This is a genomic window from Ensifer sp. ZNC0028 (assembly GCF_000799055.1).
Lineage (GTDB): Bacteria > Pseudomonadota > Alphaproteobacteria > Rhizobiales > Rhizobiaceae > Ensifer.
Genome location: NZ_JTLA01000012.1, coordinates 40,402 through 52,103, shown reverse-complemented (window position 1 = coordinate 52,103; position 11,702 = coordinate 40,402). Strand labels below are relative to the sequence as shown.

Below are 11,702 nucleotides of genomic sequence, written 5' to 3'. Positions count from 1 at the left end.
CCACGCTTTTCGACGTAGATCGGAGGCCCGCCGAGCCAGCCGGTCAGATACTCGTAGAATTTTTCTTCGCTTCCGGAAAGATCGGGCGGATGCACGGCGCGGCAGCGCGCCGCTTCCGGCAGCGTGTCCATCAGCTCGTAGAAGCGGCGCGTCAGCGCGCGAACCGTCGGGTCGCCGCCGATGGCTTCATAGAGGGTCGTGGTTTCCGGTTCCGCCATGGTCTGCGTCCTTCGTTCGTTCGGTCCTAACGCGCCGCGACCGGGCGGACAACGATTTTCAGAACACGGAATTTGCGGCGATTCATCGCGGACCTTCTCTCTTCTCTTGACAAACCGTCCAGACGGTATCTTTATGCAGACATGACAGAAGCTCATCGCCGCAAGAAACAGCCGGAACAGGTGCGCCAGCAATTGCTGGAGGTTGCCGCACGCCTTTCGCACGAGCAGGGGGTGGCCGGCATCACGCTCGATGCCGTGTCGCAGGCGGCCGGGGTCAGCAAGGGCGGGCTGCTGCACCATTTCCCGAACAAGCTCGCGCTTCTCGACGGGCTGTTCGACGATCTGGTGACGCGGTTCGATCGTGAGATCGAGGCGGCGATGGCGCGAGACCCGGCAGAGAAGGGTCGCTTCACGCGCGCCTACATCGACGTCTGCTTCGCGCTCGATCCCGCCACCGACGTGCCGGGTTGGCGCATGCTGACGATCGCGCTGATTGCCGAGCCGCATCTGAAGAGCCGCTGGCGCGACTGGGTCAGCCGGCGATCGGCGGAGTTTGCGGAGACGGATGGCTCGACCGGCTGCGTTCTTGCGCGCTTTGCCTGCGACGGTGTGTGGCTCGCGGATCTGATGCAGAGCCACGATCTCGATGCCGTGGCACGGATCGGTCTTGTTGAAAATCTCAAGGCGCTTTCGGCGCAATAGATCACTTCATCGTTTTATCGAAACATTGAAGTGATCTAAGTCTTTGAAATCACGCAGCTCCGGACGGAAAACCGCTTTGCACTTTTCCTGGAACTGCTCTGATCCGGAATGGAGTCTCCCATGAACCCCGCTATGCTCTATACCGTCCTGGTTGCAGCGATCGTTTTCGAGGTGCTCGGCACCTCGGCGATGCAGGCAGCGCAGCATTTTAGCCGCCTGGGGCCGACCGTGATGATGGTGGTCTGCTACGCGATCGCCTTCTTCTTCCTGTCCTACACACTGCGCTTCATCCCCGTCGGCATCGCCTACGCGGTCTGGAGCGGCCTTGGCATCGTCCTGATTTCGCTCGTCGGCTATTTCGCCTTCGGGCAGAAGCTCGATCTGGCGGCCATCCTCGGCCTCGGCCTGATCATCGCCGGCGTGCTTGTCCTCAACCTCTTTTCCAAGTCGACTTTCCACTGACGTGGCCAGCCGCCTGAGGTCATTTGTCCGGCGGAGGGGGCGCAGTCGATTCCCTGAGGATCAGTTCGACCGGCCAGAGCTCGTGAACCTCTTCGGTTGGCCGGCCTGAGAGAAGCTGCAGCACGAGGTCGGCCGAGCGGGCGCCGGCCGCGCGCATCGAAGAGCGCGTCGCCGAAAGCGACGGCACCATGTTGTCCGCCGTGAGGTAGGGGAAGACGTCGTCATGGGCGATGACCGAGACCTCGCGGCCGATCTCCAGACCCATCGACCGTGCTGCCCGGTAGATGCCGAGTGCCGTCATCATCGAGCCGGCGACGAAGGCAGTCGGGCGGGGCGTCTGTTCCAGGAACGAGCGCGCGAAGCGGAAACCGAGTTCGTCGGTGAAGTTACCGTGGGCGACGAGGCGCGGATCGAAGGGGATACCGCGCGCCTGCAGCGCGTCTCGATATCCCTTGTCGCGGTGAAGCGAGAAGGTGCGGCCCTGCCGGCCGTTGATCATGGCGATGCGGCGATGGCCGAGATCGATGAGGTGCGAGGTCGCGCGGCGGATCGCGCCCTCGTTGTCGATGTCGAGCCAAGCGTGCGGCACGTCGATATCGGAGCGGCCGTGCACCAGGAAGGGCATGCCGAGCTTGTGGAGGAGGGCGATGCGCTCGTCGTTCGGTTCGGGCGAGTGCACGATCACGGCATCGACGCGGCCGCTGACGGCAAGCCGACTATAGAGCTGGATTTCACCCGTGGGGTTCTTGTCGTCCATCGGGCTGACGAGAATGTCGATATCCTCGGTGCCGAGCCGTTCGGCAAGGCCGCCCATGAATTCGGAGAAATGGAACTCGCCGGAGCGGCCCATGACCACGCCGATCGCGCCGGCGCGACCGGTGGCGAGCCGCACGGCGTTGATGTTCGGACGATAGCCGAGGCGGGTTGCCTCTTCGGCCACGCGCTTGCGCGTCTTTTCGCTGACTTCGGGGTAACCGCTCAGCGCTCGGCTGACCGTTGTCGGCGAAAGGCCCAGTTGTTGTGCGAACTCCCTCAGTTTCATTCGATATGCGTTTCCTCAGCCTAGCCCGGTCCCAGAAGTATACACCTTCGCTGCCCGTAACAATCGGTTTGTCGGCGAGGTCGGGTGCCGTCAAAGGATGTCAGTTTTACCAAAGCGTTTTCAATTAACGCAGATCCCCTTTGATTTTACGGGGTGCTGCGAGAGGCAGAAGAATTTTGCCTTCCTCCGTTATTTATATGAAAAATAACGTGTATTTAGGGTTTGTCCACGCTTGAGCGACTTTTCTAAGTGTGTGGATTGACAGTTTTTCCATCTTCTGCCAACTTTTTCTCATCCAAACCGCTTTCGAATTTGCCGAGGAGCTTTCGTGCGGTGGAGGGGGAACAGGAGGAGTCGACCCAATGACAACCACGCTCAATGTGCTGAGTTTTTGTGCCGCAATCGTTGTAGCCGGGACGGCTGGCGCCGCCGAGCTTTCGCTCGCCGCCAACACGACCGGCAAGAACGTCCATTTCATTCGCGAACAGCTGGACATTTTCGAGAAGCAGACCGGGCACAAGGTGAGCCTGGTCACCATGCCGCCGTCGAGCAGCGAGCAGTTCAGCCAGTACCGGCTGTGGCTTGCCGCCGGAAACAAGGATGTCGACGTCTACCAAACCGACGTCGTCTGGGCGCCGCAGCTGGCCGACCAGTTCGTCGATCTGACGGAAGCGGCAAAGGACGTTGTCGGCCAGCACTTCCCGTCGATCATCGCTTCGCAGACGGTGAACGGTCGCCTCGTGGCCTTGCCGGTTTTCACCGACGCGCCGGCACTGTTCTATCGCAAGGACCTGCTCGAAAAATACGGCAAGACGCCGCCGAAGACCTGGGACGAGCTGGCGGCGACCGCCAAGGAAATCCAGGAAAAGGAGCGGGCCGCTGGCCAGGCCGATCTCTGGGGCTATGTCTTCCAGGGCAATGCCTATGAGGGCCTGACCTGCAACGCACTCGAATGGGTCAAATCGTCGGGTGGTGGCCAGATCGTCGAGCCGGATGGCACGATCTCGATCAACAACGAGAAGGCGGCCGCCGCGATCGACCGCATCAAGGGATGGGTCGGCACGATCTCGCCGCAGGGTGTGCTTGCCTACCAGGAGGAGGAATCTCGCGGGGTCTGGCAGACCGGCAACTCCGTCTTCATGCGCAACTGGCCCTATGCCTATGCGCTCGGCAATGGCGACGACAGCGCGGTGAAGGGCAAGTTCGCCGTCGCACCGCTGCCGACGGCCACCGATGGCGACCAGCCGTCGTCGACGCTTGGCGGCTGGAACGTCGCCGTCTCCAAATATTCCGACGATCAGGAAGCGGCGATTGCGCTGGCCAAGTTCCTCTCGTCGGCCGAGGTGCAGAAGCGCCGGGCGATCGAGCTTTCCAACCTGCCGACGGTTGCAGCACTCTACGACGATGCGGACGTCGCCAAGGCCCAGCCGTTCATGCCGGCCTGGAAGCCAATCTTCGAAAGCGCGGTGCCGCGCCCGTCCGCCGTCACCAAGGTCAAATACAACGAGGTTTCCGCCAAGTTCTGGAACGCGGTCCATAACTCGCTTTCCGGCAACGGCACGGCCGCGGAAAATCTCGAACTGCTCGAAGTCGAACTCACCGAGATGAAGGGCGACAACTGGTGATCCTCCCGGGGGCGAGGGGAGTGCTTCTCAAGCCTCCCTTCGCTCCACCGAGCCACCGCCATTCCTCTCCGACCAATCGCTCGGCCGCGCGCCGAATGGCAAAGGTGAGTACAGACATGACCGACCTTTCCGTCGCAGACCCGCCTTCCGCTCTCGGGCAGCAGGCGGGCATCCGCTCCGACCTTAATGCCGAGCGCATCCGCTCCGCCTGGATCTTTCTCGCACCGACGCTTCTGGTGCTGGCCCTCGTTGCCGGCTGGCCGCTCATCCGCACTGTCTATTTCAGCTTCACCAATGCGTCTCTGACCAATCTCGAAGGCGCCGAGTTCGTCGGCTTCAAGAATTACCTTTCCTGGATCACGCTGAAGAGCGGGCGCACGGTCTACAACGGCCTGCTTGCCGATCCCGCCTGGTGGAACGCCGTCTGGAACACGCTGAAGTTCTCGGCGCTCTCGGTCACCATCGAGACGGTGCTCGGTCTTGCCGTTGCGCTGGTGCTGAACGCAAACTTCCCGGGCCGTGGACTGGTGCGCGCGGCGATCCTGATCCCCTGGGCGATCCCCACGATCGTGTCCGCCAAGATGTGGGCCTGGATGCTCAACGACCAGTTCGGCATCCTCAACGATCTTCTGCTCGGCCTCGGCCTGATCAGCCAGAAGATCGCCTGGACCGCCAATCCCGAGACCGCGATGGTCGCCGTCTTGATCGTCGACGTCTGGAAGACGACGCCCTTCATGGCGCTGCTCATTCTCGCCGGACTGCAGATGGTGCCTTCCGATATCTACGAAGCGGCGAAAATCGATGGCGTGCATCCGCTCAAGGTCTTCTGGCGGCTGACGCTGCCCTTGATCCGTCCGGCGCTGATGGTGGCGGTGATCTTCCGTATGCTCGATGCGCTGCGCATCTTCGATCTGATCTATGTGCTGACGCCCAACAACGCCCAGACCAAGACGATGTCGGTACTGGCCCGCGAAAACCTGTTCGACTTCGACAAGTTCGCCTATGGCGCCGCGGCCTCGACGATGCTGTTCCTGATCATTGCGGCGATTACCGTTGCCTATATGTGGTTCGGCCGCGTCAATCTGGAGGGAGAACGCTGATGGTTGCCACCCTCGCCAAGCGCACGGCGTTCTACGCCCTTGTTGCCGCCATCATCATCATGGCCGTCTTCCCGTTCTACTATGCGGTGCTGACGAGCTTCAAATCCGGAACGGCGCTGTTCCGGGTCGACTACTGGCCGACCGAGATCTCTTTTGACAACTATGCCGGCATCGTCACCAGCAGCGGCTTCCTGCGCAACCTTGCCAACTCGCTCATGGTCGCAACGATCGTGGTCTGCGTCTCGCTGCTGCTTGCGGTCACCGCCGCTTACGCCTTGGCGCGGGTGCGGTTTCGTGGACGCGCGCTGCTGCTTCTGACGATCCTGTCGGTGTCGATGTTCCCGCAGATCGCGGTGCTTGCGGGCCTCTTCGAACTGATCCGAGCGGTCGGGATCTTCAACACGCCGTTGGCTCTGATCTTTTCCTACATGATCTTTACGCTGCCCTTCACGGTGTGGGTGCTCACCACCTTCATGCGTGACCTGCCGGTCGAGATCGAGGAAGCGGCGATCGTCGATGGCGCTACGCCGTGGGTGATCATCACCCGCGTGTTCATGCCGCTGATGTGGCCGGCGCTGGTGACGACGGGGCTGCTCGCCTTCATCGCCGCCTGGAACGAGTTCCTGTTCGCGCTGACCTTCACGTCATCCGACAGCCAGCGCACCGTGCCGGTCGCGATCGCGCTGCTCTCGGGCAACAGCCAGTACGAAATTCCATGGGGCAACATCATGGCCGCATCGATCATCGTCACCGTGCCTCTGGTCGTCCTCGTGCTGATCTTCCAGCGGCGGATCATCTCCGGACTCACGGCCGGCGGCGTCAAAGGATAAGGGGAGGAACCCATGGCAGAACTTCAATTGCGCAACATCCGCAAGTCCTTCGGCGCCTTCGAGGTGATCAAGGGCGTCAGCATGGATATCCGGGCCGGCGAGTTCATGGTCTTTGTCGGGCCGTCCGGCTGCGGCAAGTCCACGCTGCTGCGGCTGATCGCCGGGCTCGAGGACATCTCGTCCGGCACGCTGTCCTTCGACGGGCAGGTGGTCAACCAGCTGACGCCGTCGAAGCGCGGTATCGCGATGGTGTTCCAGTCCTATGCGCTCTATCCGCATATGACGGTGTTCGAGAACATGTCCTTCGGCATGCAGCTTGCGGGGAAGGACAAGGACCAGTGCAAGAAGCGAGTCGAGGCGGCCGCCGAAATGCTGCAGCTGACGCCCTATCTGCAGCGGCTGCCGCGGCAGCTCTCCGGCGGTCAGCGCCAGCGCGTGGCGATCGGCCGGGCGATCGTGCGCGATCCCAAGGTCTTTCTCTTCGACGAGCCGCTCTCCAATCTCGATGCGGCGCTACGCGTTGCCACCCGCATCGAGATCGCCAAGCTGCATCGCAGCATGCACAAGACGACGATGATCTATGTCACCCACGACCAGGTCGAGGCGATGACATTGGCGGATCGCATTTGCGTGCTACGGGATGGCCGGGTCGAACAGATCGGCACACCGCTCGAACTCTATGAAAGCCCGAACTCCGTCTTCGTCGCCGGTTTCATCGGTTCGCCGAAGATGAACTTTCTGTCCGGCGCACTGGCTGCGCCGTACGATGCCCATACGATCGGCATCCGAGCGGAGCATCTGGAGATCAAGGTGAGTGGGGGTCAATGGTCTGGAACGGTCGTGCATTCCGAAATGCTGGGGTCCGACAGCTACATCTATCTCGACATCGGCGCTGGCGAACCGGTCATCGTCCGGGAAGGCGGCACCTCGCATCACCGGCCGGGCGAGACAATTCACATCTCGCCGCTCGGCGGCAACATCCACCGCTTCGATGCATCGGGGCAGGCACTCGGCCGCGCACCCATGAAAGGGGCTGCCTGACGAGGACCCGATCAAGCTCGAAGACACCCAGAGCTTCGGGGTCGCCAATTCCTGGCGGCCCCATCTATCGTAAGACGACATGCCCACAACGGGCGAACACGCAAGGAGAATGACCGTGCCTATCAGAACAGTCGTTTGGGGCGAGAATATTCACGAGCAGACCAACGAAATCGTCCGCAGCATCTATCCAAACGGGATGCACAACACGATCGCGGCGGCGCTGAATACGGAAGCTGCGATCGAGGCGACGACGGCGACGCTGCAGGAGCCGGAACATGGCCTGAGCGTCGAGCGCCTTGCCAATACCGACGTGCTTTTGTGGTGGGGCCACAAGGACCACGGCGCCGTCAGCGACGAGATCGTCGAGCGGGTTGCCAAGCGCGTCTGGGAAGGCATGGGCCTGATCGTGCTGCATTCCGGCCATTTCTCCAAGATCTTCAAGCGGCTGATGGGCACGCCTTGCGCGCTGAAGTGGCGCGAGGCCGGCGAGCGCGAGCGCGTCTGGGCGATCAATCCGCGTCACCCGATTGCCGAAGGTCTCGACGAAAACTTCGTGCTTGAAAACGAAGAGATGTACGGCGAGCAGTTCTCGGTGCCGGAGCCGCTCGAAACCGTGTTCATCTCGTGGTTTGCCGGCGGCGAAGTGTTCCGCTCGGGGCTCACCTGGCGCCGCGGTGCCGGCAACATCTTCTATTTCCGTCCGGGACATGAGACCTACCCGACCTATCACGACGCCAATGTTCAGAAGGTGCTGCGCAATTCGGTGAAGTGGGCCTACAACGCCGACAACCGCTACACGGCCATCCATGATGCGCCGAACGTGCCGGTCGAAAAGGCGCTGGAGCCGATCGTCGAGCGCGGTCCACGGCTGCACCAGGCCGGCGAAGCGGGATACAGGTGAGCATCATGCGTCTTCTCATTGTAGGAACCGGTGGCATGGCGAACAGCCATGCCCAGGCCTTTGCCAAGATCGAAGGCGTCGAGATGGTCGGCGCTGTCGATGTCGATCCCGCACGGGCCAAGGCTTTTGCCGACAAGCACGGCATTGCCGAGACCTTCACCTCGCTCGACGAGGCGATCGCCTGGGGCAAGTTCGATGCAGCGACGAACGTGACGCCGGACAAGGCGCATCATCCGACGACGCTGGCGCTGATTGCGGCCGGCAGGCATGTGCTCTGCGAAAAGCCGCTTGCCGAGAACTATGCCAAGGCGGCGGAAATGGCCGAAGCGGCCGAGCGTTCCGGCCTGGTGACGATGGTCAATCTCACCTACCGCAACGTGGCGCCCTTGCAAAAGGCGCGGGCGATGGTGCTTGCCGGTGAGGTCGGCAAGCTGCGTCATCTCGAGGCTTCCTACCTGCAGAGCTGGCTCGTTTCCAAGGCCTGGGGTGACTGGGCGACGGAATCGCAATGGCTGTGGCGGCTCTCGACCAAGCACGGTTCGAACGGCGTGCTCGGCGATGTCGGCATCCATATCCTCGATTTTGCCGGTTATGGCGCGGGCACGGATGCCGCCCGGATCTTCGCGCGGCTGAAGACCTTCGACAAGGCGCCCGGCAACCGCATCGGCGAGTATGACCTCGATGCCAATGACAGCTTCGTCATGACGGCCGAGTTCGGCAACGGCGCCATGGGCGTCGTCCATGCCAGCCGCTGGGCGACCGGGCATCTGAACGAGCTCCGGCTGAGGCTGCACGGCGACAAGGGTGCGCTTGAAGTGGTGCACACGCCCGATGGGTCGACGCTGCGCGCCTGCCTCGGCGCGGACGTGGAAACCGCGACCTGGCGCGATGTCGATGCGGGCACCGTTGCGACGAACTACGAGCGCTTCGTGGCTGCCGTCCGCAAGGGCAAGACCGAAGAGCCCGGGTTCCGCCATGCCGCAAACCTGCAGAAGGTCCTCGACCTGGCCATGGAGACGGAAGCCGGGCGGCGCGAGCTTCCCGTCTAAAGCGCCCTTTGCGCGTTCGTATGAACGCGGGGCGCTCTAGCGCGAGTGACGGTCGGGGGTGGTGCTTTTGGCAACTCCCCCGCTTTGCGGCCCGGTCCAAGGCGTCACCGCCGAACCGACGGTGTTTTCCATCGACTGGCCGAGCCGCCGCACCTGCGCGTCGTAGTTTCTGCGGGTGTTGGGGTCGAAAATCATGATCGGTGTCGAGACCGCAAGGCTTGCCGCACTGCCGACCGTCTGGGTGGCGCCGAGCGTGACGGCCCCAAGACGCTCGCCGAGCCCGACATCGGAATCGGTTACGGTCTGACCGGCGATCAGGCGGTTGCCAAGCAGCCGCACGACTTCCGGACTTTCGGCGAACTTGCCGTGGTTCAGCTTGTCGCCGCCCTTCAGCGCCGTCAGGTCGATGACGCTGATGCCTGCCTGCTCCAGCTGCGTGCGGTAGGGCTCGGCGGTCGGGTCGATCTGTCCGAGACGGTCGACATTGCCGGAAATGCGCCGCGACAGGTTCAGCGCCCGGTCGTCGCGCGACACGAACAGCGTGAACTTCGGCCGCTTTTCGCCCATGGCGCGGAGCTGTTGACCGAAGACGTCGACGTCGAGATCGGGTGAGGCGAGAATGACGTCGGTGATCTTGGGGGCGATGCGTCCGTCACGGATCGCCATCTGGCGCAGCGCCTCGACTGTCAGCCACGAGCCCATGGAGTGGGCCATCACGGTGATCTCACCAACCGAGGGATTGCTCGCGGCGCGCTTGAGAAGTTCCTCCAGCGCGTCGCGCGAATAGTTGGTGCTTTCCTTGTCGTAATTGTAGTCGAAGATGCTGGCGCGCGAGGGCCAGGTGAAGATCACCGGCGCGACGTCGGTGCCACTGTCATGCACGATCTGGGCAAAACGGTAGACGGCGTCCTCGTAGCGGTTGTTGAAGCCGTGCACGAAGATCAGCACGCGTCGCGTCTTCGGCAGATTGCCCTTCAACCAACTCTGAACGTCGTTGCCCTCGTTGAGCGGGGTTACGCTGACGGTCGAGAAATCGCGCTCCGGATTGGCCGGCAGTTTCTTCGGCCACTGCACCTGGCCGACTTCGCGGTTCTTCTCGGGCGGAATGGAGACAACGATTTCCGTTAGAGAAAGCTGTACCGACCGTTCGCCGCTGAAAAGCACGCCTGGCTCTGCGGTCGGCGCGCGTGTCGTCGCCACCATCAGGTCGACCTGCGAGGCGCCGCCCGTCGTGCCCGAAGGCACGAGCACACCAACCGGGCGGCCGGCGCACGCCGCAAGCGTTGCGGCCAACAGAAGTGTTGCGGCGATGCGGCTCCAGTGCCCCTTCGAGGTAGAAAACGGACGCAGCAACCAACCCCCCAGTGCCGCATCATGCGGCGCAACCGGCCCGAAACATCCGGACCGGTTGTCTCCATGCATGAGAAACGGCCGATTTTCACCCCTCGACCGGCCCCAAGCGCCTGTGAGGGCTGCGTTTGCCGGCGACGATGCGGCAATCATGCAACATTTCGCTACAGGCAGGCCTGGGTAAAACCCCCTTATATTCATTGAAAAGGCTTTGGGCTTTCACTAGCATCGCTTCGACTTTCCCTTGGACGTGACCCGAACGGCCCGTCCGATCTCCCTGAAATGATAAGGAAATTCAGGAATGCAGGCGGTTTTCGATGGCCATAACGACGTGCTTCTGCGTCTGTGGCAGAACGCCCGGAAGGGCCAGGACCCGGTACGCGAATTCGTCGACGGCATCGACCAGGGCCATATTGATGCGCCGCGCGCCAAGGCGGGCGGCCTCGTCGGTGGCCTCTCGGCAATCTACGTGCCCTCGGGTGATCTCGTCCTGCAGCCGCCGAACGAGAGCGGTCACTACGAAACACCGCTTTCGGCACCGCTCGAACACCTGCCGTCGCTGGCGATCGCCATGGAGCTCGCCGATATCGCCGTGCGCCTCGACCGGGCAGGGGCGTGGAAGCTCTGCCGGTCGACCGCCGAAATCCGCGGGGCGGTCGAAGCCGGCGTCTTCGCCTCGGTCCTGCACATGGAAGGCTGCGAGGCGATCGGCGCGGACCTTTCCGCGCTTGAAACCTTCTATGCGGCGGGCCTGCGTTCGCTTGGGCCTGTCTGGAGCCGCCACAACGTCTTCGGCCATGGCGTGCCGTTCTCCTATCCGATGTCTCCGGACACCGCACCCGGGCTGACGGATGCGGGCTTCGAGCTCGTGCGCGCCTGCAACCGTCTGGGCATCCTGATCGATCTTGCGCACATCACCGAGAAGGGCTTCTGGGACGTGGCGAAGACCACCGACCAGCCTCTGGTCGCCAGCCATTCGAATGCGCATGCGCTGACGCCGGTTGCGCGCAACCTGACAGACAAGCAGCTCGACGCGATCCGCGAAAGCAAGGGCCTTGTGGGGCTCAACTACGCGACGACGATGCTGCGCGCCGACGGACAGGAGAATGCTGCAACGCCGCTTTCCGACATGGTGCGCCATGTCGATTATCTCGTCGAACGCATGGGCGTCGAGTGCGTCGCACTCGGCTCGGACTTCGACGGGGCGACGATCCCCGAGGGGATTGCTGATGCTGCCGGTAGCCAGGCGCTCGTTGCAGCGCTCAGAAGCGCCGGATATGGTGATGCCGAACTGGCAAAGATATGCCGGGAGAACTGGTGGAGAGTTCTGGGGCAGGCTTGGCACGAGGCCGCCTGAATCCATGAAGAAGGGGCCCAAAAGG

11 protein-coding genes and 1 pseudogene are annotated in these 11,702 nt (G+C 62.7%); 9 read left to right on the top strand and 3 right to left on the bottom strand.

All coding sequences use genetic code 11. The features are described 5' to 3' along the window. Positions 1-218: pseudogene (locus L981_RS03565) on the bottom strand (globin); the annotation flags it as partial. A gap of 141 nt (positions 219-359) precedes the next feature. Here L981_RS03565 and L981_RS03560 point away from each other — a divergent pair. Both L981_RS03560 and L981_RS03555 read left to right on the top strand, forming a co-directional pair. Next, a complete protein-coding gene (locus L981_RS03560; RefSeq protein ID WP_043611737.1) occupies positions 360-920 on the top strand; it encodes a TetR/AcrR family transcriptional regulator in 561 nt (186 codons plus the stop codon). A 120-nt stretch (positions 921-1,040) separates the two neighbouring features. Further along, on the top strand, positions 1,041-1,382 hold the full coding sequence (locus L981_RS03555; protein ID WP_043611735.1) for an SMR family transporter: 342 nt from the start codon (positions 1,041-1,043) through the stop codon (positions 1,380-1,382). A 19-nt stretch (positions 1,383-1,401) separates the two neighbouring features. Here the strand turns inward: L981_RS03555 and L981_RS03550 are convergent, their stop codons facing one another. Next, the gene (locus tag L981_RS03550) at positions 1,402-2,424 is read right to left on the bottom strand and encodes a substrate-binding domain-containing protein (RefSeq protein ID WP_043611733.1); all 1,023 of its coding nucleotides are present in this window, start codon (positions 2,422-2,424) and stop codon (positions 1,402-1,404) included. Between the two features lie 362 nt (positions 2,425-2,786). On the opposite strand from L981_RS03550, the gene L981_RS03545 reads away from it, so the two are divergent. The 6 genes from L981_RS03545 to L981_RS03520 all read left to right on the top strand — a co-directional run bounded on the left by L981_RS03545 (position 2,787) and on the right by L981_RS03520 (position 8,970). Then, positions 2,787-4,049, top strand: coding sequence for an ABC transporter substrate-binding protein (locus L981_RS03545; protein ID WP_043611732.1), 1,263 nt, complete (start codon positions 2,787-2,789; stop codon positions 4,047-4,049). Positions 4,050-4,165: 116 nt separating this feature from the next. Next, positions 4,166-5,149 (top strand): carbohydrate ABC transporter permease, encoded by a 984-nt coding sequence (locus tag L981_RS03540; protein ID WP_043611730.1) that lies wholly within the window; start codon positions 4,166-4,168, stop codon positions 5,147-5,149. Further along, positions 5,149-5,979 carry a carbohydrate ABC transporter permease gene (locus L981_RS03535; protein WP_043611729.1) on the top strand — a complete coding sequence of 277 codons (831 nt, stop codon included), beginning with the start codon at positions 5,149-5,151 and terminating at the stop codon, positions 5,977-5,979. Before L981_RS03540 ends, L981_RS03535 begins: the two co-directional genes overlap by 1 nt. A 12-nt stretch (positions 5,980-5,991) precedes the next feature. After that, positions 5,992-7,020 carry an ABC transporter ATP-binding protein gene (locus L981_RS03530; protein ID WP_043611727.1) on the top strand — a complete coding sequence of 343 codons (1,029 nt, stop codon included), beginning with the start codon at positions 5,992-5,994 and terminating at the stop codon, positions 7,018-7,020. Between the two features lie 109 nt (positions 7,021-7,129). Beyond that, the gene (locus L981_RS03525) at positions 7,130-7,921 is read left to right on the top strand and encodes a ThuA domain-containing protein (RefSeq protein ID WP_371258817.1); all 792 of its coding nucleotides are present in this window, start codon (positions 7,130-7,132) and stop codon (positions 7,919-7,921) included. Between the two features lie 5 nt (positions 7,922-7,926). Next, the gene (locus L981_RS03520; RefSeq protein WP_043611760.1) at positions 7,927-8,970 is read left to right on the top strand and encodes a Gfo/Idh/MocA family protein; all 1,044 of its coding nucleotides are present in this window, start codon (positions 7,927-7,929) and stop codon (positions 8,968-8,970) included. Positions 8,971-9,006: 36 nt separating this feature from the next. Here L981_RS03520 and L981_RS03515 read toward each other — a convergent pair whose 3' ends face one another. Continuing rightward, entirely contained in the window at positions 9,007-10,281 is a 1,275-nt protein-coding gene (locus L981_RS03515) for an alpha/beta hydrolase (RefSeq protein ID WP_245281562.1), read from the bottom strand. Positions 10,282-10,621: 340 nt separating this feature from the next. Here L981_RS03515 and L981_RS03510 point away from each other — a divergent pair, with 340 nt between their 5' ends. Then, on the top strand, positions 10,622-11,677 hold the full coding sequence (locus L981_RS03510; protein WP_043611724.1) for a dipeptidase: 1,056 nt from the start codon (positions 10,622-10,624) through the stop codon (positions 11,675-11,677). Positions 11,678-11,702 lie beyond the last annotated feature (25 nt).